This is a genomic window from Enterobacter cloacae complex sp. ESBL7, assembly GCF_041679625.1.
GTDB classification, from domain to species: Bacteria; Pseudomonadota; Gammaproteobacteria; order Enterobacterales; family Enterobacteriaceae; genus Enterobacter; species Enterobacter asburiae_B.
This window is the reverse complement of the sequence record NZ_JBGORN010000004.1, coordinates 181673-206074: the sequence shown is the minus strand read 5'-3', so window position 1 is coordinate 206074 and position 24402 is coordinate 181673. Positions and strand designations below refer to the sequence as shown.

24 protein-coding genes and 1 pseudogene are annotated in these 24402 nt (G+C 53.4%); 5 read left to right on the top strand and 20 right to left on the bottom strand.

Annotated elements, in window-relative coordinates:
* Nucleotides 1-40: 40 nt before the first annotated feature.
* The 13 genes from ACERY3_RS17005 to ACERY3_RS16945 form a co-directional block, all read right to left on the bottom strand.
* Nucleotides 41-862, bottom strand: a complete 822-nt coding sequence (locus ACERY3_RS17005) for a hypothetical protein (protein ID WP_373226112.1) — start codon at nt 860-862, stop codon at nt 41-43.
* 385 nt (nt 863-1247) lie between these two features.
* On the bottom strand, nt 1248-1958 hold the full coding sequence (locus ACERY3_RS17000; protein ID WP_373226110.1) for a hypothetical protein: 711 nt from the start codon (nt 1956-1958) through the stop codon (nt 1248-1250).
* Nucleotides 1959-2033: 75 nt separating this feature from the next.
* Entirely contained in the window at nt 2034-3131 is a 1098-nt protein-coding gene (locus tag ACERY3_RS16995; RefSeq protein ID WP_373226108.1) for a hypothetical protein, read from the bottom strand.
* Nucleotides 3132-3141: 10 nt separating this feature from the next.
* A complete protein-coding gene (locus ACERY3_RS16990; RefSeq protein WP_373226106.1) occupies nt 3142-5799 on the bottom strand; it encodes a fimbria/pilus outer membrane usher protein in 2658 nt (885 codons plus the stop codon).
* 133 nt (nt 5800-5932) lie between these two features.
* A complete protein-coding gene (locus tag ACERY3_RS16985; RefSeq protein ID WP_373226105.1) occupies nt 5933-6685 on the bottom strand; it encodes a molecular chaperone in 753 nt (250 codons plus the stop codon).
* Between the two features lie 384 nt (nt 6686-7069).
* Nucleotides 7070-8728 carry an IS66 family transposase gene (locus tag ACERY3_RS16980; protein ID WP_337253334.1) on the bottom strand — a complete coding sequence of 553 codons (1659 nt, stop codon included), beginning with the start codon at nt 8726-8728 and terminating at the stop codon, nt 7070-7072.
* Between the two features lie 17 nt (nt 8729-8745).
* Nucleotides 8746-9117: an IS66 family insertion sequence element accessory protein TnpB gene (gene tnpB, locus ACERY3_RS16975; protein ID WP_047356368.1), complete on the bottom strand. Its 372-nt coding sequence runs from the start codon at nt 9115-9117 to the stop codon at nt 8746-8748.
* Nucleotides 9104-9442 (bottom strand): hypothetical protein, encoded by a 339-nt coding sequence (locus tag ACERY3_RS16970; protein ID WP_025202687.1) that lies wholly within the window; start codon nt 9440-9442, stop codon nt 9104-9106. Before ACERY3_RS16970 ends, tnpB begins: the two co-directional genes overlap by 14 nt.
* A 318-nt stretch (nt 9443-9760) precedes the next feature.
* The gene (locus ACERY3_RS16965) at nt 9761-10354 is read right to left on the bottom strand and encodes a tyrosine-type DNA invertase (RefSeq protein WP_262771934.1); all 594 of its coding nucleotides are present in this window, start codon (nt 10352-10354) and stop codon (nt 9761-9763) included.
* A 495-nt stretch (nt 10355-10849) separates the two neighbouring features.
* Entirely contained in the window at nt 10850-11443 is a 594-nt protein-coding gene (locus ACERY3_RS16960) for a tyrosine-type DNA invertase (RefSeq protein WP_373226104.1), read from the bottom strand.
* A gap of 355 nt (nt 11444-11798) precedes the next feature.
* Nucleotides 11799-12575: a hypothetical protein gene (locus ACERY3_RS16955; RefSeq protein ID WP_373226103.1), complete on the bottom strand. Its 777-nt coding sequence runs from the start codon at nt 12573-12575 to the stop codon at nt 11799-11801.
* Between the two features lie 212 nt (nt 12576-12787).
* The gene (locus ACERY3_RS16950; protein ID WP_373226146.1) at nt 12788-14536 is read right to left on the bottom strand and encodes a penicillin-binding protein activator; all 1749 of its coding nucleotides are present in this window, start codon (nt 14534-14536) and stop codon (nt 12788-12790) included.
* Nucleotides 14537-14538: 2 nt separating this feature from the next.
* Entirely contained in the window at nt 14539-15057 is a 519-nt protein-coding gene (locus tag ACERY3_RS16945; RefSeq protein ID WP_373226101.1) for a hypothetical protein, read from the bottom strand.
* Between the two features lie 215 nt (nt 15058-15272).
* Here ACERY3_RS16945 and ACERY3_RS16940 point away from each other — a divergent pair, with 215 nt between their 5' ends.
* The 5 genes and pseudogenes from ACERY3_RS16940 to ACERY3_RS16920 all read left to right on the top strand — a co-directional run bounded on the left by ACERY3_RS16940 (nt 15273) and on the right by ACERY3_RS16920 (nt 18526).
* Nucleotides 15273-15596 carry a lysozyme inhibitor LprI family protein gene (locus ACERY3_RS16940; RefSeq protein ID WP_373226099.1) on the top strand — a complete coding sequence of 108 codons (324 nt, stop codon included), beginning with the start codon at nt 15273-15275 and terminating at the stop codon, nt 15594-15596.
* Between the two features lie 201 nt (nt 15597-15797).
* Nucleotides 15798-16295 (top strand): outer membrane beta-barrel protein, encoded by a 498-nt coding sequence (locus ACERY3_RS16935; RefSeq protein ID WP_262772082.1) that lies wholly within the window; start codon nt 15798-15800, stop codon nt 16293-16295.
* Nucleotides 16296-16521: 226 nt separating this feature from the next.
* Entirely contained in the window at nt 16522-16710 is a 189-nt protein-coding gene (locus ACERY3_RS16930; protein ID WP_262772081.1) for a hypothetical protein, read from the top strand.
* Nucleotides 16711-17033: 323 nt separating this feature from the next.
* Entirely contained in the window at nt 17034-17249 is a 216-nt protein-coding gene (locus ACERY3_RS16925) for a hypothetical protein (protein WP_373226096.1), read from the top strand.
* A 174-nt stretch (nt 17250-17423) separates the two neighbouring features.
* Nucleotides 17424-18526, top strand: a pseudogene (locus tag ACERY3_RS16920) (IS110 family transposase).
* Between the two features lie 333 nt (nt 18527-18859).
* On the opposite strand, the gene ACERY3_RS16915 reads toward ACERY3_RS16920, so the two are convergent.
* The 7 genes from ACERY3_RS16915 to ACERY3_RS16885 all read right to left on the bottom strand — a co-directional run bounded on the left by ACERY3_RS16915 (nt 18860) and on the right by ACERY3_RS16885 (nt 24312).
* Nucleotides 18860-19771: a hypothetical protein gene (locus ACERY3_RS16915; RefSeq protein ID WP_373226093.1), complete on the bottom strand. Its 912-nt coding sequence runs from the start codon at nt 19769-19771 to the stop codon at nt 18860-18862.
* An 821-nt stretch (nt 19772-20592) separates the two neighbouring features.
* On the bottom strand, nt 20593-20907 hold the full coding sequence (locus tag ACERY3_RS16910; RefSeq protein WP_262771956.1) for a BON domain-containing protein: 315 nt from the start codon (nt 20905-20907) through the stop codon (nt 20593-20595).
* A 74-nt stretch (nt 20908-20981) separates the two neighbouring features.
* Complete coding sequence (locus tag ACERY3_RS16905; protein WP_262771957.1) at nt 20982-21320, bottom strand: DUF1283 family protein; 339 nt, start codon at nt 21318-21320, stop codon at nt 20982-20984.
* 559 nt (nt 21321-21879) lie between these two features.
* Nucleotides 21880-22074 (bottom strand): hypothetical protein, encoded by a 195-nt coding sequence (locus ACERY3_RS16900; RefSeq protein WP_262771958.1) that lies wholly within the window; start codon nt 22072-22074, stop codon nt 21880-21882.
* A complete protein-coding gene (locus ACERY3_RS16895) occupies nt 22067-22333 on the bottom strand; it encodes a hypothetical protein (RefSeq protein ID WP_373226090.1) in 267 nt (88 codons plus the stop codon). Before ACERY3_RS16895 ends, ACERY3_RS16900 begins: the two co-directional genes overlap by 8 nt.
* A 22-nt stretch (nt 22334-22355) precedes the next feature.
* The gene (locus ACERY3_RS16890) at nt 22356-22595 is read right to left on the bottom strand and encodes an ANR family transcriptional regulator (protein WP_262771961.1); all 240 of its coding nucleotides are present in this window, start codon (nt 22593-22595) and stop codon (nt 22356-22358) included.
* An 889-nt stretch (nt 22596-23484) separates the two neighbouring features.
* Nucleotides 23485-24312 carry a LysR family transcriptional regulator gene (locus ACERY3_RS16885; RefSeq protein WP_373226088.1) on the bottom strand — a complete coding sequence of 276 codons (828 nt, stop codon included), beginning with the start codon at nt 24310-24312 and terminating at the stop codon, nt 23485-23487.
* Nucleotides 24313-24402: the final 90 nt, after the last annotated feature.

Genomic DNA, 24402 nt, shown 5'->3' with positions numbered 1-24402 from the left:
GCGCGCCCGGCGATTGGTGATTCGGATATCGTTCTGGGGGTTACGGGAGGTTCACGGCCACGACGAATGGAATGTCAGCCGAGTCGCCGGTCTGCACGGTGTGCATCGCCGGTGTGCCCGCCTGCGTTTCAGGGTCGTTGCTGACCAGGACGCCGATGCCGAGTTTCGCCGCTTTGTAGTCGACGCTCGCGTCGCCCGGTTTAATGCCTGATACATTCGAGCCAGCGGTCATCAGCGCCGTTTTGTAATCCGCACCGAGGTAGTTCGCCGTCATAAATTTACCCGTTGCGCCCTCCCAGTCCGCGACCTGTGCACCGCGTGCAGCCTGCGCCGTCGCGTTCATCGCATGCTCCGTGCCGTCAGGCGCGGTGAACGACACGTCCGTCGTGCTGCCAGATGTTGCCGCGGCATTGGTATAAAGCGTAATTTTTGACATGGTCGGTACAAAACGCCAGTAAGCGCCATCCGCACCGGTTACCTGCTTCAGGAACGAGTAGGTTTTCCCGGTCAGCGTCTCTGAGCCCGCGCTCGTAGTGATAATCTGAAGGCCGGCGATATTGCAGCTGCCTCCGCCCGACACGCCGACCGTAATTTCCGGCGGCTCTGCCGGTGATGCATCTGTATCAAGTGTGCTGCTAAAGGTGCCGCTGGTATCTTTCGCGGTCCATGTGGCATTAAACGTTGTCGTCGTTGGCGAAGTGACTGCCAGCTCACACTTAACATCGGAAGTGATGTTCAGGGTGGCGGAGTAATTCGCTGTGCCACTGGTGCTGACCTCAGCCGCCTGTGCAGTCGCCATATACCCCATGGCGCCGGTAGCCATTGCTACCGACATGGCCAGGGCGGTCATGTTTTTTTTCATAATAAACTTCATATCTTTTACCTTGAATGGTATGACACATTGACATCATCCCTTTATATCAACGCACAAAACGTGGTCGAATAAAGAGCCTGTTTATGTGCTCAATAAAAATAAGAGCACCTTTTTCACATCTGAATTCCACGCCTTTTTTCATGTTTTCATGAATGGCGTCGTTATTATTAAAGGAATACACTCTCAGATACATCAGCCACACTGAAGGTGTAGAAACCCGCATATCCATATACCTGCAATAAAAAAACCTCCATATTCCTGAAGAAAAAACATCCGTATTTCGTTCGTTATTCACCGATAAAGCGCAATGCCATTCACAGCATTGCATAACGTATTAAAAACATGACTGCGGCAATGTTATTAATTTGCGACATTACCGCCAGGAGAGTTGTAGGGTAAAATTCGCACTCAAATCCCCTTCCGTATTTCGTTGCCTGTCACTGCTTCCTTTTTGCGAACTGTCATCACTGTGGTGAACCTGTACCACCAGTGGAATACTCATTATCTCTCCCCCCCTCAGGGTGGCATTCATGTCGAACCAGTACTCGTCCTCATTAAGGCGGAAGTATTCCCCCCCGTTACCGTCTTTCACCAGCGCAGCAGAGTCTGGTGAAAGAGTCTGCAGAAGAGCGTCCGCCTTCACACTGGTTTTCTGAGGCGAGAGCGTAAAATACATTTGCTGGCTTGCCGCATTATCCTCCCGCCGCCTGAGGATACCGCGCTCCGGATGAGCACTCTGGGCATCCGCTTTAAACTTCAGCCCCAGACCGTTAAATTCACACTCACCCAGTTGCAGGTTGAGCACCTGGCTGCGCCAGTCCTTGCCGGTGGAGACTGATTGACTGTCGGTAACCGGGCCTGCACCAAAGGTCAGTGTGTCCGTGTCCAGGCTTGCCTGACACGAAGGTGCCATCACCCGCCCCGTTATGGTGATATCCCGCGCCGGCAGCCAGGTTTCTGCCGCCGGCGCGTTCTGAGTGCGGGCGATAACCATGACCAGCACGCAGAGCAGTAAGCCCGGAAGCCCACCTGCGACCACTTCCCTCAGTGTGTTGGTAAACCGCACCATGTGTTTCATCAGCATACTGACTTTTCGCCCCCTGAAACGTTTATACCGTGCACCTGGCTTACCGGGTGCGATACCGCTCCTTGCCTGCCATCAGTCATAGGACACCTGGTATATGCCCTTGGCCGTGATATTACCGGCCGTCACATCCAGGTTATTCTGTGCCCTGGCGTAATACGCCTGCAGCGAGACGGTTATCCCCTGGGTCAGCTCATCACCCTTAGTTGACGGATGAGGATTTGTCAGCACTAACGGAGACTGTCGGCTCCACTGCACCACCCCCTCCTGACGCTGACCAAAGGCCTGTGCGTCGTACTTCATCAGGTAGCCCGTCCCCGTATCCTGACCCGACACATCATCCCGGCCGACCAGAATGGTGTCACGCCCGTCAACAGAGTCCGTTACGCTGCCCTGCGGGATAAAGCGGATGCGCAGGGTCTGTGTGTTCTCCGAACAGTTTGCCACCACAAGTTGTGGGGGGGACATCAGCGTGTCCGTGTAATGCCCCGCCTGCACATTACGCTTCAGCCACACCTGCGAAATTTCCGGCAACGGGAAGCTCAGACTTTCCGATGTGCTGGTACAGGTCGGCACCGTCAGGTCCGCCGAGACCTGCACGGTATCTTCCTGTACGTAAACCTCGCGTCCTGTCGCATCGTAAAACGTCGTGATGCGTTTAAACTGCGCCGGCGGCAGCGCGACCAGGCCCGCACCAGTGCTCTGCTCAAGCCTGAGCAGACCCACCGTCATGTTCCCCGGACTCTCCGGATGGTTACCGTTACCGGTCGTCCTGCGCCTGGCGTTATTCTTCAGGCTGGTCTGAATCCCGACCCCGATGCCTTTAAGACCACTCGAAAACACGTACCAGCCGGTTTCCGGGCGAGACTCCGTTTTCATTGCGTCCGCCCCCGAGACCACCCAGGCACTTTCCCAGTGTGTACTGCTGGCCTCACAGGCCGCACAGGCCACATCCGGTAACGTCACTTCCTGCGACACAAAGGCCTGCTGATTACTCACGGGCGTCTCCGGGGCGAGGGAGCGCACACCAAACACCACCGCCACCGGCGGGGTCTTCTGTGCTGTCAGGGTATCTTCCGCAGCCTGGCTGGATACGGGGCTTATCCCTGCCAGCAGCCCGCCGGCCAGCCAGAGGCGCATCACAACGCCCGCCGTGCTCTTGCGTTTCTTCACCGTTCTCTCCTCAGCGACAGGTCGCCGTCACCTGACTCAGACGCTTCTCATCCGTCCCCTGCGGCAGACTGTAATCCGCCGTACAGCGACCATCACTTCCGTCCGCCCAGGTCACCAGAAGCTTCCCTTTGTCCGGCAGCCCGGACATATAGGCCTGGCCGCTGTCACCGACAATGCCGGCGTGTTCCGGGGCCTGCTTATCCTGTTTCTTCAGTGACACCACTGCACCAAACGGAATGTCACCCCCTGCCGCTCGCGCCAGGGTAAAGAGTACGCGGTACCCCTGGGAGCCCGTGAAGCGCACCCTGACCACCGAACCGCGGGTGGGCACGGTCCCCTTGCTACTGCTGTCCACTTCGACGTTACCTGGCAGGTTAGACGTGTTCACATTGACCTTATTCAGATCATACGGCGTCAGTCCCGACACGACAGCGTACCCACGCCAGTCTGTCTCCACCCCGGCAATATGCACACCACCCACTCCCGGCAGTTCAATCAGGGCATTTGCCCCGTCCAGGGAGAGCGATTTGGCCAGCGTTATCCCCTGTGGATGCACCAGCACCGCGCCGCTCATGCCGTAACTCCAGCCATGGTCACCACTACCAGAGGTGTTATACCCGGCACTCATGGCAGCATATCGCCCGCTGTACCCCAGGCTTGTATTACCACCGCCACTTCCTGATTCTCCCCAGCCCGTGGATGCGCTGTAGTTGACCCTGCTGTTCAGCGCGGTACCGCTCACGCCGGCCTGCTGATTTGCCCGACCGTTATACCGGGAGTACATGTAGTTGCCGGACATCGTACTGCTGCCACCCAACCATTTCGCGAGTGGCAGGGAAATGTTCAGCGTCATGCTGCGGTCGTTTCGCACACCCTGACGATACCCTCCCGCTCCGCTGCTACTCTCCGTGGTGTTAAGGCCGGCAGCCAGGGAAATACCGACATCCTTCACCGTAGTGCTGTAGCTGACGGTGTACCCTCTCTGGGTGGCTTCGCCTCCCCAGTACTGCGTCTGATTTCCGGTCAGCGTCAGGCTGCCAAACACCCCCAACGAACGTGACAACGACACCTGATAGCTGGCTTTCTGTCCGCTTTCTTCCCGTAATGTCTCCGGGGTCATTCCCAGAGCATCGCTGTAGGTATGAAAATTCTTTGAGCCATACCGGGTCGCCGCCATACCGACGGTGGCACCACCAATATTCCTCGACCAGGTAAACTGTGTGGACACCCCGGTCAGTTGCCCGTGCTCGCCCGGAAACGGCGAGAGTCTCATCGCCGACAGCGAGGAGGTCAGGGAGAATGCACCCAGCATTCCCGAATACCACCCACCTCCCGCCGATACCTGCTGATAGTCCTGCGACACCAGCGCACCTGCCAGCAGGCTGGTATTTCCACCGGTTCCGTATGACAGATTCCCCTGCATGAACGACGTGGAAAGACTATTCTTACTGCCTCCCTGATTCCGGGCCTGCCCGGCTGAGAGGCTGTAACCCATTTGACCGGCATTCATCAGCACAGGAGCCGACGCTGCCGACATGGTGAAACGCCGCACGCTGCCGTCCGCCTCACGAATTTCAACCTCAACATCACCGTTACCGCTGCGGTTAAAATCCGTCAGGGCAAACGGCCCCTGGGGCACGTTTTGCTGGTAGATAACCTTCCCGAACTGTCGCACCGTTACGGTCGCAGGCGAATTCGCAATCCCGGTGATGGCGGGCTTATATCCGGTTGCCGAGGGATTCAGCATCCCCGTATCCGATGCCATCGTGATACCGGTGAAAGGGACCGAGTCCACCACGCTGCCATCTGATGTCAGACGGCCGACCGAAAACTGTCCGCCGCGCATAAAGCTGTAATCATGCTGGGCATACACATCCTGCGTATTCCATTCACTGCTGCCCTTGTCTGAGCGGTGCCAGGCCAGTCCACTTCGCACCCGCCACCCCAGGAGGTTCAACTGCCCGTTGAGGCTGAGAAAGTCACTGCTGTTACTCTCACCCTGATTACTCTGCTGACTGCCGCTGTAGTTGTAATTCATCAGCAGTGCAGGTATACCCTCATCCCAGCGCGACGGGGGGGTGCGCATCTCTGATGCCGCGCCCAGCGACGCCTGAGGGACCGTAATCGCCAGTAATTTTTTGTTAAAATCAAACGTCTCTGATGACCAGGGCACCATCGACACCACACCCCCGACCGGGCAGTCAGTACTGTCAACGGCCTCCTTTGCGCCTCCCTCTTTGGCCACAGCAGAAGGACTCTCTCCGGAAGACGAGTTCGCGGATGCGCCCCCATTCTTTCCTTTCACTGACGCCGCGGGGTCCGATACGGGTTTCGGTGCCTCAGACTTCACGCCCCACTCCGAGAGCATGTCACGCGTCACACAGGCATAGAGCTTTCCGGGCTGATCGGGCCATGATCGAAATGTGAGTATCCGTCCATCATCGACCATTTTGTCGTTCACTTTGACCTGCACCGGATAATCTCCCGGCATCATCCCGCCCCTGTGGGCGAAGTAACTCAGGTCAACGTGCGCCTTCCCTTTCCCGCCATCGGCCATGGACATGAAATCATCATCGAACGTAAGAGCCTGATCCCCCTCATCACCCGCAGTGGCCTGCGGTGCTTCAGGCTCTGTTGTTGCCCCCTGAGCAACACTCACTGACATCATGACAGCCAGCGCACACAGGGACAGCCTTCGGCCTGTCGGACTCAATACCGTCGCACCTCGCCTTGCGGACACTCCAGACCATTGCTTTCTCATAACGTATCCCGCTCAGCAATGCCTTTCTCGGGCAGGTGTATCAGAAGGTTTTTTCCGTCACAGGCGTGCGTGCACCACGGTCATCCACGGTGTAATACGTCAGCTTGCCGTGCGCGACTGAAGACGGTACAGACAGTGTCCCAAACGGGGCCACCATGGTATCCACACCTGTCGACACTGATTTCCCGTTTATCGCCAGCGACACCATCGTGATGTAATATGGCGTCGGATTTTTCACTGTCAGCGTCTTACCATCAGCGCTGACGGTAAGCTTGCCCGGCAGAGCCTTAACCACCTCTGCATCCTTCAGCGCCGCCGGTCGGTAAATCAGCTTAATTCGGGTGTTAACCGCAAACTGCATGCCACTTGTGACCGCTTTTGAGTACCCCTTCTCACCTTTCTTCGGGGGGATCGCCAGAGAATTCAGATAGTAGACGGACTCCCGGTCCGTCGGGAGGCTGTCACCGACACGGTTAACACGTAGCTGAACAGCCCCCTGCGGGTCGAGACGGTAAAGCGGAGGTGTCACCACAAAAGGAAGGTGACTGGCCGCTGCATCTTTAGCTTCCGTCTCGGCATCGCTCGACTTATCACCATAAGGCGACACCCAGAAACGCATCAGCCAGGTGCCAGCGGAGCCATTATTTACCGACATCGAAGCGGCATCATTGGAACCATCAAAAATCAGGCGGGTCCCTCCTAAAGAAATCCCGCCAGCCTGGACGGCACCGCTCAGGCACAGGCCACTTAAGAACAGGGATGCAGAAAACATCAACTGACGCGTATTAATCACTCAGGACTCCTTGGGTTTGCCGGTAAAAAAAATGGCTAAAAGGGTTACATTTAGGACCATTTTGACAACCATTTTCCGCAGGTGGAGTTTTAAGCCTTAAAAGGAGAAAGGGCCGGATGGTTTAACCAACATTCAGGAACGAAAGTAATGTTGCGGGCAACTCATCCCGGACTCCAGGGGAACCCGATTTAGGGGAACGCAGGTATTGGGTCAGGCGCTGAAGTATTGACTCGGGAGATCGCGTCAGGTGTCGAAGTACTGACTGCGGTAATGCGGCAGAGGATTTCAGGTTTTAACTTTGCCGGGAGGGGCGTGGTTACTGGTCTACGTTGATTTCTGCTGTCAGGCGCGCAACACCTGACATCCGGTGTTGTGGCCCGTGAGTCAGCTTACGACGCGGGTACCATCGTCAGGTGTGCACTCTGAGATGGCGAAGGTGAAGCCATTCAGCGGAAGCAGCTCGTGCAGCCGTTCTTCCGGCCAGGAGGGCAGTCGCGTCAGCACATCGGCCAGCCACGCATGCGGCTCCAGACCGTTCATTTTCGCTGTTTCCAGCAAGCTCATGATCTGCGCCGCGCGAGTTCCTGCCGCCACTGAACCCGCGAACAACCAGTTAGAGCGCCCCATCACCACCGGTCTGATGGCGCGTTCACAGCGGTTGTTGTCAAGCGGCAGAGAGCCATCATCAAGGAAGCGGCTGAGCGTTTCACGTCGCTTCAATATATAGTTTATAGCCTTACCCAGCGCTGAGCTTTCCGGGCACGCATCTTTTTGCTGCTCCAGCCACAACCACAGTTTGTCGACAATGGGTCGGGAGTAACGTTGTCGCCACTGGCGGATCTTTTCTGCCGGGCGATGCCGGATCCTCTTCTCCAGCCGGTACAGTCCTGCGATCTGTCTGACCGCCATCGCCGCACGCGGATCTTTGTTCGCTTTATACAGATCGGCGAAGCCACGTCGGGCGTGCGCCCAGCATCCGACCAGCGTGATCCCCGTGACATTTTCCGCCAGCGTCTTATAAGCGGTATGACCATCAACAACCAGAGAGCCCTGCCAGCCCTGAAGCCAGGCCGCAGGATGCTCATGTCCACGACCCGTCTGGCTGTCGAAGCAGACGATCGCCGGACCACTTTTTTCTCCGCTGGCGTACGCCCACAGGTAGCCAGAGCGTGTTTTACCGCCTTTGCGGGTATCAAGGATACGCATGGTGGTTTCATCGGCGTGCAGCACGCTGCGGGCCAGCAGTTCCCGGTGCAACAGTTCCGCCAGCGGGTTAAGCGCCACGCCGGCAGCGCCCACCCAGCCCGCCATCGTGCTGACAGGTAGCTCTACGTCTGCACGGGCGAAGATATGCTGCTGGCGGTACAGAGGCTGGTAGTCACGGTACTTGCTGACTACCACCTGCGCCACGAGGCTCGCTTCTGCTATGCCTTTCGGGATGAGTTGTGCCGGCATCTGACCGCTGAACACCTTTTCACAGCAGGGGCATCCATACTGAGGACGAACGTACTGATTGACCACGAAGCTCGCCGGGATGTACTCCAGCTTTTCGCTGATCTCGTCGCGGATGAAGCGGAGCGTCACGCTACAGTCGGTGCAGGTATCTGACGCCGGAGGGATATGTTTTTTGACTCGCGGAAGTTGCGATGGCAGCGCTTTTCGCACAGGGCGGGAAGCTGATGGTTTTTCTGCTTCATTTATATCCTGTCGCAGCAACGCATTCAGTTGCGTTTCCGCAGCGGCTATATCGGCTTCGGTATCTTCCTCGAAGAGCTGGCGCTGCAGGCCGGACAGCATTTCAGTTTTGCGCCCGAAGCGTTGCTGGCGCGCCAGCATCAGCGCTTCTTCCAGCAGGCGGATGCGCTGATCTTTTTCTGTCAGCTCGGCGTTTTTCTGCAACTGAAGGATATGATTTTCATCCACCGCTTTCTGCACCATGGCAAGGGCCATAGCGCGAAGCTGTTCGATGTCAGTGGTGGTTCTGAGAAGCGCGATATCCATACCGGGTATTATACGCCGGTACAGATATTCACGGTTTTTCATGATGTTACCGATTGTTATTATAACGCGGTGACAGCAGAGCCACTCTCCTCGCGGAAGACCCAGCTTGCGAGGTCATGGCCGTTGAGCTGCTGCCAGTCAACGCCGGTGATTAACCAGTTGAACTCATCCTGAGTGAGCGACCAGGCTTTGTCCCCTGCGCGCGGCCAGCGGAAGTGTCCTTTATGCAGGCGACGGACGCACAGCCATACGCCGTGTTTGTCCCAGCGCAGCACCTTAATGCGCGAGCGGGCTTTGTTGGTGAAGACGAACGCGGCGCCTTCGTGCCATGAGGATTTCAGCTCATCCTGGACATACTGCGTCAGCGTATCGATCCCGCGACGCATATCAACGGGCTGTACAGCCAGGAAGACATTTTCAGGCGTCAACATAACGTAACGCCCGGAACACATCGGTTAACTGGGACGGATGACAACACATCCGTATTCCACCGGGGAGGTGGAGCGTGATGGGATCATTGGCGGCCGCATGCAGCTGAACAGAGTCGGTACTCACCGGTGTTGCCGAAACGCTGATTGGAATAACCTCTGGCGCTTTTGCACGCCGTTCCGCCAGAGCCACATCCTGCGGCCACTGCCGCAGCGATTTGAAAGGAATATCGTAAAGGTCGCAATATTGTTCACGGGTGAGGCCGCTGGAGCGCCATGCAGTGACGTGGTGTTTTTTCTGGTCAAGAGTCCATCGAATTTTTGGCATTGTTCAGTCTCCACAAGAGTTGTACGAATGCCGGTCATACTAACGGCCTGAACATTCCTGTGAAGATGAGTTCACCGCGACGTTACGAACGAAACAGGAAAATGGACTTTCCTTTTCGAAAGAAGAGATAAATGTGAGAGGGACTGGAGAGAAAAAAGCAAATTTCGAAGAGAGTGAAACAGGAATAACCCTATTAAATACAGATAATTACACCCGATAACACATCAAATCTTTCCCTTGATTTACAACTACTTACAAATAGCATCGAACTTTATCATCTTTTCGTTATGGAAAAATAACGGCGCTGAACTAACATAGTTAACAGTTTGGTCCTAAATGAACCCTTTTTTTCTTGTTTTTCAACCGCCACACCCCCTCAAATCTTTCCGCATTACTGGCCGTGTAACGCACGGTGTGCCTGATATTGCGGTGCCCGAGGTAGTCCTGAATCAGTCGCGTATCCACGCCGCGGTCCGCCAGCGCAAATCCACAGGCGTGTCTCAGCATGTGCGGATGCGAACATAACGAAAGTCCCGCCTTTTCTCCGAGCTGCTGCAGCAGGTTATAGATGCGCTGCCGGCTCAGCGCTCCGCCGTGACGGGCCAGGAATAGCCAGTCACTTTCCGCTCCGTCCATTGTGTTTCTCACCTTCAGCCAGGCACGGATAACGCGAATTTCCTCCCTCAGCAACGGGTGACTGGTACTGAACCCCTGCTTCAGACGGTGGATGTACAGGCTCCCCTGCTTTAAATCGATATCTGACAGTCTCAGGTAGCGGGCCTCACTCACCCTGAAACCATGGATAAAACTCATGTATATCAGACAGTAGTCCCGCTCCGGATTCCGCGACTGCTTCGCGGCCTCCAGCAGGCTTTCCACTTCGTTTTGTGTCAGATATTTACGTCTCGCCATTGCGGCATGTCTCCCGGAGCTATTGATTCATTATTTTACCCCGCCACCTGCAGGTGCATGAGCGGGGCGCAAAATAATACCACAGGAGTTATCTCATCGGACCAGGCTTTATCTGAGATGTTCTGACGGACACAACACAACTGACGTGCCCTGGTGAATCGGTTTATATTCTCTCATACAAACCCTGAGCAGCAGCCACTTCCACACCTCTACCCACTCATTTTCCACATACAGAATACGCAAGTAATAGCTTTCACTTCACATCTTTCATCTGTAGCACATATGCGTACAGAGCAACGTCTGACAGACAGAAAAACCATCCGGCACCGGCGTAAACGAAAGTAACATTCATGAATATGGAAGTGATAACGCCACAACTATTTTTTCTTTGGAAATAAATACAGGCTATGCATTTCAGATCTACGATAATACTCCGACACAAAACAAATAACATCATTATTCAGTCTGGCCATATACCTCCTCTTGCCGGCTCTATTATTTCCCACAACTGCACAGAGCATATTCATCTTCCTGAATATCTTTCCAGGCAGCAGAAAAGCGGGCTGCATTGCCGGCCGTATAATGCACTGTATGACGAATGTTTTTGTGTCCGAGATAATCCTGAATTAAACGGGTATCCATTCCCTGATCGGCAAGAGCATAGCCACATCCATGTCTGAGCATATGTGGGTGGGGGCGTATGGATAATCCGCTTTTTTTCCCATAGCGCCCCAGCAATTTATAGAACTGTTGACGGGTCATTCTGCTTCCTTTCCGGGTCAGAAATAACCAGGGAGATTCTTCGGACACATAACGCGATCTGACCGCCATCCATTCAGCCAGGGTTTTTTTTTCGAGATGCGTTATCGGATGTATAGTGCTGAACCCTCCCTTCAGACGCCGTATATGGACACAGTTTCCATTAAAATCAATATCATCTGTTTTCAGTCCAGTGAGTTCACTTACCCTGAGCCCATGCACGTATCCAAAAGTAATCATGCAGCAATCACGCTGCTGATTACAGCTGTTGCGAGTGGCCTGAATAAGTAGCTGCACTTCCGGCCGCGTAAGATATAAACGGTCCTTCATACTCCCCCCCACTATTAACGGATGCCTTATAACTACATGGGGTTTAATAAAATATCAATACCGGATTAAGACAATATTCTTGTTTTATAAGTACACTATCATTTTAATGCTGAATGCATGACACCTTATTATCAGACAGTAAAAATGCAAACATCAAAAAAATTAACCATTGAACCCGATAGGCATGATGTAATCGGCGGCAAAAAAATGCACCAACCCACTCAAAACCACCATATCTGGTAGCTATTAATTCTCACACTGAGAACCCCACAAAAACACCTGAGTGTTTCGACGAATATATACCCCATGAAACAATCGACGTATAATTTAAATCGCCCGTTTTTATTCGCTATTTTCATGCTGCGTTGTATGTCTGTAATTCCTCAGCGAGAGATTCAAGACCATCCGGAGTAACATGAATGATCCCCTGACCGGGAAGGTCAATTTCTGCTATCACAAACAGGGCCAGGGCCATTAGCACCGGCACAAAGAGCAATGTACGCCAGGCATTTTTATTGCCTGCAAGCTGGTAACCCGAAAGATAACAGAGACTCAGGGCCGACGAAATAAGCACCCACCATGCCGCATCCGGCAATTGCCTTCGCCAGACACTGCGGGTTTGTGTCATCGCATCCCCCAGATCAGAATAAACATTAAGCAGCGCTAATGTATTCATGCAGCCATGGTTAAAAACATTCCCTTCTGCCAGTGCCCATAACTTACTCTGACTGTCCCGGGCAAGCCTTCCCCATGTTCTGAGGCCCGCACTGGTATTCTCACGATAAAAACGAATACGCTCGTCAAGATACCTCCTCAGCACCTGACGGGCTATGCCTCTGTCCGGCTCACTCAGGAGACCGGAATACTGCCATGCACGCCCCACTGCCTGAACTTCATGTGTCTGCGCCTTTTCCCGGGCTGCAAATCCCACCACTGAAATAAAGAATGCACACCCGGTCAGCAACCCGGATAAACAAACAATCACAGCAAGAACAGGGCCGCTTCCTGAACTTCCCCGGGGATAACCAACAGACTGACCAAGAAACGCCGCGAGCAGCGTACCCGCAAGCATGAGAAACAGCATCAGTACATCATCCGTCAGGGACGACGATGCAACGGCAAAAAAAGACATGACTTAACCCGATTGTTGACAGACGACAGTGTTAGCAAAAAAGCAGCAAAACGACTCTCGTTTTTCTTAACGGGAAGAGAAGCCTGTCAACCAACACGGGCCTGCTTTATGTGTTCATCATATTAAGCACCCGGCAGGTAAACCGGGAATACAGACGCAGACATCACCGGGCACATTAGCCACCCCGATGTCTGAGCAAAATGAACAGCGAACTAGCTGACAGGAACAACCTGTCCATCCCGGTAACTGAACCAGTGTAGTGACCGGGTAATCACGCAGTCCGTCGTTACGCTCAGTTCCCCGGTGTGACCTTTCAGTACCATGCCGGGTGCCTGGTGCAGTTGTGCAAAATGTGCTGCAAGCATCCAGGCATCGGCGCCCATGGCATATAAACGCCCCAGAACATAATCGCCCCGTGTTGCGTCAAGTGCCCTCTGCCTCATCTTCAGATCCTGACCGGACATCAACGGAATCTCACTGAACTGCAGGCCTTCCATCTCCAGGCGCTCATCCGCATCTTTACGGCCACTGATACTGCGTGAGCTGGCATAAAGCATTGTGCCAGCGTTGCTTCCGTTGCGCATGACAATCAGCGCCCGGAGATAAAGCGCTTCGACAGGAGTGGCAGTCATATATACGGCATCAACACGCTCCTCACGAGGACTGACATCCTGAGAAGGGTATGGCGGGGTGGCTGCCCGAGAGCCAACAAGGGAAATCCCCTTCCCGCTGTTCACTGCAGCCTTAAGGGTGCTAACCGGGCCGAAATAGTGCACCAGCACCTTCTTTCCTCTCAGCTTTTCCCACTCAGTCTGGAAAGCATCTGCCACACGCCTCCCGAGTTCGCCCTGTGGCAGCAAAAGCAGTGGAAGATGTTTATTCTGTCCGTAAATGTGGCGTGCAGCACTTCGGGCCTCATCCTCCGGAGACAAGGAAAAGTAACAGAGATTATCCCGACTGACGGGATCCTCAGGCAGATTAAGCGCCAGAATGTTCAGTGTCGTATGACTGTTGAGCACATCTCTGACATGCGGTTTCAGTAAGGGCCCCACAACCAGCGAGGTGCCGTCTTTTTCTGCCTTTGCCAGCAATGTCGTCACCGGTGCCACCGATGTATCATAAAACCGAAGATTCGGCACGGGCCCAGACTGCCAGCCTGCGGTATTTTTCTGCGCTTCAAGCCCATGCCTGATGGCCCGGCCAAACCGTCCTGCCTGACCGCTCAGGGGAAGTATCACCGCAATCTGACGTATTGCTGCAGGGCGGGATACCGCATCACTCACCTGCGCATGAGGCCGTGTGAATGCATCAGGAGACCGGGACCGGCGGGCCTGCCAGGTGGCGATATCATGAGCCATGTTACCGCCGATTGCCCGACTGTCAGACCAGATGCGGCGGAGCGCCAGCCAGCCCTGTAGGGCATCCGCCTGCCTGTCCGTGGATAGCGCGTTAATGTCCTCCTGCGACAGGGACGTGAGAACCTCCCAGATTACATCACTGTTTTTCTGCTTCTGTTCCTGCGTTGTCAGCAAAGGAGCCTGAGCCAGCAGGGCCTGCAGCCGTTCCGCAGAGGGGTAACCCCGCTGAGCTGCGATGACCTTCTGCCAGCTCCGTGCCAGCTGCTGGGCAATCAGCTCAGCCGGATTGATTTTTGCGGGAAACCTCCCCCAACCGATGACATCCCCCAGCGCCCGTTTCTGCTGCAGCGTCAGTAATAATGGTGCCGGCTGAGGGTACTCATCCGGTCTGAGCGTCAGGGGTAAGGATCCCTCTGCGTATTCAGTCTGATGAGCGGGGGGCAGCCGCTCAGTGTCATGCTTATCCAGGTACTGGCCACATCCTGACAGAGATAGGATAGCGACAAGCAGCAGCCCCCGGGCACCAGGGTAGTGGCGAATTAAACAGGAGCGCCATCTGGCGCTCCTGGAAAGCGGCAGCCTGTTCGCTTTTGAAATCATCATCGTCACATTTGTTCTCTCCGAACCGTGAAGTCAAACAGGGGAGAAAGCACGACGAGTGCCTGTTCGCGGGTCAGCACCCGGCCTTTTCCGGGTGAACGCCCGGCGTTATATATCGCCCAGTCAGCGGTGGAGAGCAGATGTCCCGCCATGTACAGCTGATATTTTTCTGTACGGGGTGATCGGCCGGGATTATCCACGGCAAGACACACTTCGCCTTTAAGCTGAACATCCCCCTTCACGCTGTACAGCGCCTGAGGCGTGAATCCGGCATAATTCCGCCCTTGCCGGAGCACAATGACAGGAGCGATCCAGGTAGCCTCCGGGTCTCTGGCCGGAGCGCCTTCCCGAAGGGTAATACTCACGCCACGCCCGGCAAGCCATCGTGTGAGGTCGTCTGCAAGACGGAACATACGTTCACGAAACTCTGCAATATCCTGCTGATTTCTCCGCAACAAATATTCCCGCCCGACAGATGACGTATCAGCAAACTTTCCTGATATGGATAAACCCGGTCCAGACATATGCCCTTTACCTCCGTTATATTCCGCCCGACAGATATCCTGTTACGTTCATAAACCTGAGGATTAACAACGGAGGCAAAGGTTTGTCCAGCGATGCTTGCCGGAATAGCAGCATTGATAGCCACCACTTCCCGTCGATAGGGGTGAAGGACCCACAGAAAAATAGGAGCACTATCATGACAGCATGTCTGCGGAAGAATACAGCCAGAGGTCTCATGTTCACCCTGTTACTCATACTCCCCGGTATCGTCACCGCCGCCAGTTTCAGTTGTGCGGGAGTCACCTCGCCCGATGAAATAGCCATCTGCGCGGACCAGGGGCTCAGTGAGAAAGATGTCAGAATGGCCACCACATACCATCTCCTGCAGCAACTGGTGCTGATGGGTGCACATGGAGCCCTTCAGGACGAGCAGGCAGCCTGGTTACACAAACGCAGGCAATGCGGTAATAACACGGTGTGCCTGTCATATCTCTATGACAGTCGCCTCGATATGCTGAACAGCCAGTATCAGCAAATTACCTCATCACTGAATCGCTGAGAAATAACCCCCTCTGACGCATGATGCTGGCAGCTCCGGGAATATTCAGAAACGCCAGCAGCTGCCACGCAGGTCCTGTATCCGGCATCGCACTGATCATTTTTTCAGACTGCCATACGCACGAATTGACAACCCTCACCTCCCGTTTCTGTCCTGAAAAAGTTAAGAACCGATAATGCACTGATGAATATGGAGCTAAAGATGAAAAAACTGATCCTGACGCTGCCTATCCTGGCAGCCTTTATGAACGTTCACCCGGCACTTGCCGACACGGGCAGCAATGACGTTGTGTCACTGGGTTACGCCCAGCAACACAGTGACCGCGCAGGTACCCTGCACGGCTTTCGCCTTGGGGATAACCATGCGCTCGTGGACAGCTGGGGCCTGAACACCTCGGCCACCTGGACGATGGGCAGCGGCGGAGATCACGGTAATGCCGATCACCTCTCCCTTCTGACCGGCCCCTCCTATCAGCTTAACGATATGCTGGGGCTCTACGCTCAGGCGGGACCGGCCTTCTTCCATGAGGACAACCTGGGTACCAAATGGGGCTACGGGTATGGTGCAGGGCTGCAAATCACACCGCGTGAAGATATGAACATCACTGTCGGATATGAAGGTGCCGATTTTGACCGGACTCGCAGCAGCGGCAGCCTTGACACAAATGGCTGGAACCTTGGATTTGGCTACCGGTTCTGACGCACGACGAAGCCGCCCCCTTGCCGGCGATGGCAGGCCACCGTTCATATCCCTCATAACCCGGCAGTGATGAATCTGCCGGGAATGGAGTACAGACATCATGATTCACGACCTGTTTATTGCCGGCGTAGTGGGCATTTTTATTCTGCTGATAGTTGTCAGTGTATTCTGGTTACTGATGACACTGGGCGAGTAAGACAGGGATATATTTTACCGGAGCGCACGCATGAATAATGATGACATTCGCCGGGCAATTGAGGCTATCGTTTTTATCCATCAGTTTTTTCATAATCCGTCCAGCCCGGAAGAAGAAGAAATTGCTCACTTACTGAATTTCACCCTTAAGCGAATGCAAAAAGTACATGAAGAAAGGCTAGGTCCCGGCGTGAGATGCATGAATAAAGAAACGGACTGATAAAACGACTGATGATTGCAGTCGGGTCCCACAACATCATAAAAACAGGGCCTCAGATTTGAAAAACATCTGGACGCTTCTCATTCTGCTAATATTTTTTATCACGGGCATCACCATGCACGCATATACCTTCGTGCTTTTCTACGAAGACTTTCCCTATACTGGCGTCGATGAACGCTGGTAAGAGGGACTCTTTTTCGCCCCCCCCCTCAACAGAGCGAGCCATCCGACGTCGTCTGAAAGTCATGTGAACTGAGTCTGAGAGAAAAAACGGCGACGCCAGTATGTGAGGGTGCGTCGCCGTGGATAGAGAATTAACGACTATGAAAGATGAAACACAACATCCGGGCTTTAACAGATACCGCACGCTGCCTGAAAAACCGGCAAAGGAACCGGACAACACGATAATCAGAACGGGTAGTGTATTTGACAAGAAAAAAGGCAAGGGTGATGCAGCATTTCCGTATGAACATCCCTGTCCCCGTTACTTTATTCATACCCCTTATACTAGGGGTGTTAGCCAGCCAGACCCGGCATGATTACTGCCCCCAGTCATCCATGATCCGGGGGGTGATGTCACTGGGTCTGGTGGGGCGCTGGTAACCGCTAATAGGGGCCAGGTCAGGCACTTTATGCCGGGACCGTCTGTAACGTGGATGCCGGTACCTGCTCCCCGAGGTTATCTGGTTAACCCGTATAAACAGGGAGACAGAATGACCGAATCCAGTGATTACGAATCAGTCCAGGTCTTTATTGGCGTTGATGTCGGTAAAGATACCCATCACGCCGTTGCCGTTAATCGTTCAGGTAAGCGCTTGTTAGACAGAGCATTACCCAACGACGAAATCAAACTCAGAGCGCTGATATCTGACCTGAAACAACATGGTCAGATACTGCTGGTCGTTGATCAGCCTGCCACCAAAGGTGCGTTACCTGTCGCCGTTGCCCGCGATGCAGCCATCATCGCCGAAGCGGCCCGTACTCTGCCTCACGCGCTACGCTCGCTGAAGCTGGCTGACGAGCAAATCGCCGAGCTCTCCATCCTCTGCGGCTTCGATGATGATCTTGCAACACAGACAACACAGGCCAGCAATTGTATCCGCGGTCTGCTGACCCAGATACATCCGGCTCTGGAGCGTGTTCTCGGGCCGAGACTGGATCACCCAGCAGTGCTCGATCTTCTCCGGCGATATCCCTCTCCCGAAAAAACGATTCGCTGGGTGAGAAAAAACTGGCAACCCAACTCAGCAAACTCGCGCCCCATGTGGGAAAGCGCCTTGCTGCCGACATCACTCTGGCACTGACAGAACAATCCGTCGTTGTTCCCGGCACGAATGCTGCTGTCGTCGTCCTCCCGCACCTGGCACTCCAGCTCATCACGCTGCGTAAGCAAAGAGACGAGGCGGCCCTTGAGGTAGAACAGCGGGTTCTTGCTCACCCTCTTTACCCGGTCCTGACCAGCATGCCCGGAGTCGGTGTCAGGACCGCAGCCAGACTCCTCACAGAGGTCGCCTGTCGCGCCTTCGCATCTGCCGCACATCTCGCTGCTTATGCTGGTCTTGCGCCAGTAACCCGGCGCTCCGGTTCGTCAATACTCGGCGCCCCCCCCCCCCGTCAAGGCGGGGCAATAAAACCCTCAAAAGGGCGCTGTTCCTGTCGGCCTTCGCCGCGCTCAGAGATCCAGGGCTTACTACACACGCAAAATGAGCCAGGGAAAACACACAACCAGACGCTTATAGCCCTAGTAAGACGGCGCTGCGACGTCCTGTTCGCCATGATGCGTGACGGTACTTTTTATACCCCTACGCCGTCATGAATATGCTTGACAACTTAATAGCCGCCCTGAAATAAGGTCAGCACTGCACGGCCAGTACTATCTGTTAAATATCTATCTGCGAACCATGAATCAAACAATCGACGATGACAGATAACTTACTATTGAAGCACACCTGCCTTTAAAATAACTGGCCCATGAAGATTGGGAATTCGGTTGCAATGATACACATATTGCGACGAGCACAATGTGTATCATTGCCGTATGGTCAATTACGGTGTGTCCTGGGTTGAGTCCCAGGTAGCCGTGGGTCAGACCAGCAGGATTTTGCAACTGTCTATCAGATACATATATGACTTATGTGAAATGAGAGGGTCAGAGACCGGGGCCAATAGAATACCGATTACCGCCTTCGTGTCTGAAGGTGATTTTTCTCTTATTATAGTTGGTTTTTATCACCCCCAGACTTAACAGTTTGTTCATTATTATCTGGTTAAAAATAGTGGCGGAGAATGTCACCTTAGGGTTATAAGTATCAAAATCGATTTTTTTAACGAAGTTAAAGAGCCCGGGGCTGTAGGATTTATTCTCAAAATCGAATGCTGCACTGCTTTCGTTCTTGTTAACGATCGTAATCGTCGCTGAATCGGAAATATTAAACGTCGCAAATTCCGCCTGATGTTGTAATGCCTCAAGGCTCAACGTGGAGTTCCCTTCGCAGGAAATCGTCTTTGCATAATAAATAGAGAAGCAATTCAGTCTCATGGATGATGAATCTTCTAAACTGACAGGCCCCTCGAGGATAAAAATGGAGCCCGGGTCAGCTAGCTGAGCCTGAGCATTGTCTTTAACAAAAGAGATATCAATAGAACTGACATCTTTTAACTGAGTTACACAGTACTTACCAAAAATGGCACTGGCAAAATTATTAATACTAAGCCTTGCATTATTGTATAATGAAAGATTCAATACTGCACTCACGCCAAATAAAACATCAGACCCGAGGGCACTATAGTCATAATTCAGTACCAAATGTCCATTTTTAAGATTAATTTCACATGGCAATGGGTCATCATCATTTTCCCTAACCCATGGGAAAGACATTTTCATTGTGTTTTGAGGGATCAGAGACAAGGCCATCCCATCGGTATCTTCATGCATCGTAAAGTTTTTGCCTGGTATTTTCCAGAAAGACTCATAATTATCTTTGAGTGACGCATTTTGCGTACCGTATTGAGCAGTGAATGTTTGGTCATTTTCTGGATCCCAAATGAATACTTTATCCATTGTGATTTCTCTCTTTCGTTATGTATAAGTCATTCATGACATGAATAGTAACTGGTTGGCTTTGCTGTCAAATACTATCTCCTTTTTCCACTGCATATTCCGATGATTTCTGCCAGTGATTCCGGGTTGTCGATCACTCTTCACAGGCGGCCATCGATGCAATAGCGGCCACCAGCAGCCCGTTAACCAACAGACGTCTGTTTTTGGTTTTCATGTGATTCCTTAGCAGAAATAAAAAAAACGCGCAGATGCGCAGCCCTCGAATGGGTCATGTATTTAATATCACCCGTTGCCACAATCGTAAATTAACAAACGGTCTGAGGATCATAATGTTCGAAAGAATGACTGTATTACTCTCCGTAGCAGCAATAATAATCACGTTAGTTATTTACGTCCTTCATCCACCCATTCATGTCCTGTAAAGCAAAAAGCCCACGCGCTAGTGTGGGGCCTGAATGGGCTTTGCAATGTGGAGTGCCTCTCAATGAGCCTTTGGTCAGTGGCCTTATACTGCGCCATGTTGTTTTGCGGTTGTTGTGTGATGCGCGGTGGTGATTCAGAAACACCGCAGAGTGGAAACGACAGCGAGTGAACGCACTCGCCTGAGTGTGGTATCGCTTTTTAGCGGGAGGGTACCGGTTGTCAAAGAACAAACCCTGTATACCCGTCAGCATAAAAGGCTCTGTGGAGACTCATCACGGGACGGGGAGGTCATCAACCGATGAGATCACAAATTTAACATTCAGGGGATAACCTGGAGGGGAGCATCCGGGAGCCGAAACATTCGTTCCTGCTCGCTTTACACTTAACACAAATCGCGTTTATCTGATTCGCATGTCATTCTCAACGGCCTGTACACCGCTGACTTTTTGCGTAACGGTTACGGCCTTCTTCACCGCCTCAGGTGACGAGACAAACCCACTGAGCTGCACCCGGCCTTTAAAGGTCTTCACGTTAATCTCCGTTGATTTAAGTGATTTTTCTGCCAGCAGTGCCGCTTTGACTTTTGTGGTGATCACCGTGTCGTCAAAATAACCTCCGGTACCTTCCTTTTTCGCACCTGGCGCGCAACCGGCAAGCAGTACCGAAAAAATCACAGACAGGCAAAGTGTGTTAACGGATTTAATACGCCCCACTGGGTTCTCTCCTTATATAATAGAAACAACGGTTCAATCACCGGCTGTGAAGCAGCGCCTGCATGTAGCTCCGGCTAGGGGGTGATAACGTGACCGGTACTGCGGTCCAGGCAACGGCGCGTATCAGGCTCCCAGTACGCATTCACGTTCGCACTTTTATCGCAACGGTCACGATCATCGAACGCCGCATCGGTTTTATCCCACTCTTTTTCGGCTCGTTTGTTCACTTTCTGGCGTAACGCACGGGTATCATTCCACTGCTCTTTTTCCATAGCCGCCTGCTGGCAACTGAGCGCATTATCACCCGATTCAATCATCAGCCTGCTGGTTTCTGCCTGTGCTGATGCCATAAACATCACCACACCGGACAGCATGGCGGGCAGATAAATACCTTTACCTAGTCTCATGTTCATCACCTCTTAATCATTACCGACAGCCAATACAGCAGTATACGCCCCAGGTCAGATATGCCAGCCAGACAAACTCAGGATAAAGGGGGCAGGACAGTATGACCGACACGACCTGAGCCTACGCTCCCCCCCCTGCTGCCGCATTGATATTCAGAACAGGAGACCGGCTACGGCGCAAGTGGTGGCGATACTTTCAGGTGTGCCCCCTTTCGCTGTGTAAAAGAGGATGAAAGTACCACCATTGAAGCAGATACAGCGCAAACCACCCGTTATACGCTGTACCCGGTCTAAAAACCAGCATGGAAAACAGACACAGAAAAGTGTCGAAACGGTATCCCGAAATGTCAATGGCAGGCATCGTCAGTGCGCGGGGTGCTCACTGGAAATTATCGGCCCCGGTAACCAGCAGTATACCTCATGCACGGGAGCCACCCGGGACGACCTTGCTGCTTACGGGATTTAGCCACATGGTGTTTACTCTGGCGCTTTGCTTTAACGAATGACTTTGTTGTTGATACGCCAGCAGGCCCGCCGTCCCGGTCCATCGCCAACAGTAGCTGTTTTAGCGATGCAAATGGGGCTGTAGTCGTTTTTCATAATCATCCCGACAGTCTGCATCACAAAAATGCACGTCCTTCAGGGGGGCACAGCAATTGTGGCACAGCCCGGTCAGCGGCAGCGACGCCCGGCTTCTGCTGTGAAGCAGCTGTGCCAGTCTCATCTGTTCGGCCTGGCTGGCCTGATCCACTTCATCCATTACTCATATTCCTTAACATTGATAACACCAGAGTCGTGCCGCTTTGCGACATTCCATCGTACTGACCGCCATGGTCATCGTCATGCACTGTAATATCTGACGATTCGCATGGCAGTATCGACATGACGCTCGCACGGGCGACCGGCGTCAGCAGCACGGGCAGTACGGGCAGTACGGGCAGTACGGGCAGTACGGGCAGTACGGGCAGTACGGGCAGTACGGGCAGTACGGTGATGAGTATCAGGGAAAAATATCGCATTCATGCAACTCCGGCAGCGGCTTTAGCATTCAGGCTGTGACAGCGGAGCCTGGTGCCAGCGCTCACACAGGCTGGCCCGGGATTCATGCCAGTGCTGCTGGTGTGGATTGCGGGTGACATCTGCAGCCATCCTCCACCATCGGGCAGCTTCGCCATAATTGCCTTTTCGTTCCAGACCTGCGGCGGTCTCTGCCATGGCGGAGGCGTTCTTCATGTCAGGGTTTCCGCCGTCCGCCAGACATTCAGTGGTGTGTTGTGTCATGATGATATTCTCGTCCAGGTGATCCTGATGCTGCTCGCACCGGTTATCAGTGCGAACATGAACACGGAGGATCCTCACACCGGGTGACAATGACGTGCAAAAAAGATCGTTACAGGTTGTTCCCGGCGGCCAGAGTAGAGTGTCGTGAAAGCAGGTCAAGATCATGAAAGCGGTGACTCATCGCCAGGACTACCGGAGAAGATGCTGGCGGCTCAGGTGTTCGGTGAAAGCAGATGCCAGACGGATAAGGAAACGCTATTGGTGCAGTTCAGTACCATTCGTTCAAACATGTCGTGTTTTTCGTCTGCAATTTGACCACTTCCACGCATCGATGGTGATTCGGGACAGGGTCAGATGAGTCTTGCGACATTGACCCTGTCGTTGCTATGGTCTGGTAACCAGGCCCCTCAATAAAAAAGGTTATTGCCCTTGAGTAACATTCCGTTTAAGTGCCCAGGCTGCAACCACGATCTCACCGTACACAGTGGGACCAAAATCAGCGATGTTGACGACACCACCGGCACCACGTGCTCCAACTGCAGGCGCTCTATCCACAAGGATGACCTAATCCAGCAAGCCCGTGACCATGCTGCGGTTCTTGTCAGAACCCTTCTCGGGGAGCGCTACAGATAAACGCTGAATCCGGAAGCGAAGACCACTGCCTTACGGTATATCATCTCACATACGGACAACAAAAACTTCGGTGGATTACCGTGGTTTTGGCAGGTATCAGGGAATGTCTGGTCATTGTCGCCAACCCTCTGCCCTGGCATACCGTCAGCGCCTGAAATCTGACCTGCCAGATAGCCAAAAGTCCATGCATTAACATGGACATGAAGAGAATTACGGTGCAGGACGCCATGCTGTTTGCGCCCCTGCACGGTCCTGATCAACATGGAGTTCGCATCAAATGCTGGATGAGTTGATCCACGGCGGGAAACGACAGCGACTGAACCGCATAACAGACTCCCGTTCGTCTTGATAGCGGGTACCCAGGAAGGGCTCTGGTCACTACCTGCGAATGTTCACGTGCCAGTGACTCCGGCACAATAGCAACCCCCAGTCCCTGCGTGACCAGTCTGAGCGCCAGAGAATACGTCCCGGCATTTGCTGCTGGTGAATTTGCCGTAGCACCGTAAACCGGCAGCAGACGCTGGTGTGATGCCAGCTCAGGACACATGATCCAGCACAGACCATGAAGATCAGCTTCGGTGACCGTCGCTTTCGCTGCCAGCGGGTGGTCACCCGGGATAGCCAGGAGAAACGGCTCGGTATGCAATGGTAAGAACAGTTCATCTTCGCAACGCAACTCCTCGCAGCCAAAACGAATATCCCCCGTGCAGCCTGCCTCCAGCGTGACCAGCAAACAGAATTCCGGATCGCGAATGTGCTGCAGAAAAGCGTTTAACTGACTGTCCGCAATGTCATATTCGATACCAATGTTAAGAGGCTGTCGGTGTCTCTCCCTCCTGAAGCTGCGGGCTAATGTATCCAGCTCAGCCACCATACGCCGGGCATGAGGGTAAAGGATCCTGGCGTCCTCCGTCACCTCCACACCGCGTGGCTGGCGCAGAAATAACGGTGTCCCGAGATCCTCTTCAAGCATTTTAATGGTGGCTGACAAGGCGGGCTGAGTGAGGCAAAGCCGACGGGCTGCGCCAGTAATGTTTCGCTCCTCGAAAACAGCGATGAAAGCATGAAGCTGGCGATAATCCATAATATTTAGTGATGCCTTCGAGAAGAAAAAACCATTTTAAAGCCTGAAGTGCATGAATTACAGTCCATCCGTCATTTTAGCTATCATTTT

Bases quoted from the DNA above. Each gene is read 5' to 3' on its own strand.
- ACERY3_RS17005 (WP_373226112.1), bottom strand. From the start codon at position 862: ATGAAAAAAAACATGACCGCCCTGGCCATGTCGGTAGCAATGGCTACC.
- ACERY3_RS17000 (WP_373226110.1), bottom strand. From the start codon at position 1,958: ATGCTGATGAAACACATGGTGCGGTTTACCAACACACTGAGGGAAGTG.
- ACERY3_RS16990 (WP_373226106.1), bottom strand. From the start codon at position 5,799: ATGATGTCAGTGAGTGTTGCTCAGGGGGCAACAACAGAGCCTGAAGCA.
- ACERY3_RS16980 (WP_337253334.1), bottom strand. From the start codon at position 8,728: ATGAAAAACCGTGAATATCTGTACCGGCGTATAATACCCGGTATGGAT.
- tnpB (WP_047356368.1), bottom strand. From the start codon at position 9,117: ATGTTGACGCCTGAAAATGTCTTCCTGGCTGTACAGCCCGTTGATATG.
- ACERY3_RS16970 (WP_025202687.1), bottom strand. From the start codon at position 9,442: ATGCCAAAAATTCGATGGACTCTTGACCAGAAAAAACACCACGTCACT.
- ACERY3_RS16965 (WP_262771934.1), bottom strand. From the start codon at position 10,354: ATGGCGAGACGTAAATATCTGACACAAAACGAAGTGGAAAGCCTGCTG.
- ACERY3_RS16960 (WP_373226104.1), bottom strand. From the start codon at position 11,443: ATGAAGGACCGTTTATATCTTACGCGGCCGGAAGTGCAGCTACTTATT.
- ACERY3_RS16955 (WP_373226103.1), bottom strand. From the start codon at position 12,575: ATGTCTTTTTTTGCCGTTGCATCGTCGTCCCTGACGGATGATGTACTG.
- ACERY3_RS16950 (WP_373226146.1), bottom strand. From the start codon at position 14,536: ATGATGATTTCAAAAGCGAACAGGCTGCCGCTTTCCAGGAGCGCCAGA.
- ACERY3_RS16945 (WP_373226101.1), bottom strand. From the start codon at position 15,057: ATGTCTGGACCGGGTTTATCCATATCAGGAAAGTTTGCTGATACGTCA.
- ACERY3_RS16940 (WP_373226099.1), top strand. From the start codon at position 15,273: ATGTTCACCCTGTTACTCATACTCCCCGGTATCGTCACCGCCGCCAGT.
- ACERY3_RS16935 (WP_262772082.1), top strand. From the start codon at position 15,798: ATGAAAAAACTGATCCTGACGCTGCCTATCCTGGCAGCCTTTATGAAC.
- ACERY3_RS16930 (WP_262772081.1), top strand. From the start codon at position 16,522: ATGAATAATGATGACATTCGCCGGGCAATTGAGGCTATCGTTTTTATC.
- ACERY3_RS16925 (WP_373226096.1), top strand. From the start codon at position 17,034: ATGAAAGATGAAACACAACATCCGGGCTTTAACAGATACCGCACGCTG.
- ACERY3_RS16915 (WP_373226093.1), bottom strand. From the start codon at position 19,771: ATGGATAAAGTATTCATTTGGGATCCAGAAAATGACCAAACATTCACT.
- ACERY3_RS16905 (WP_262771957.1), bottom strand. From the start codon at position 21,320: ATGAACATGAGACTAGGTAAAGGTATTTATCTGCCCGCCATGCTGTCC.
- ACERY3_RS16900 (WP_262771958.1), bottom strand. From the start codon at position 22,074: ATGGATGAAGTGGATCAGGCCAGCCAGGCCGAACAGATGAGACTGGCA.
- ACERY3_RS16895 (WP_373226090.1), bottom strand. From the start codon at position 22,333: ATGCGATATTTTTCCCTGATACTCATCACCGTACTGCCCGTACTGCCC.
- ACERY3_RS16890 (WP_262771961.1), bottom strand. From the start codon at position 22,595: ATGACACAACACACCACTGAATGTCTGGCGGACGGCGGAAACCCTGAC.
- ACERY3_RS16885 (WP_373226088.1), bottom strand. From the start codon at position 24,312: ATGGATTATCGCCAGCTTCATGCTTTCATCGCTGTTTTCGAGGAGCGA.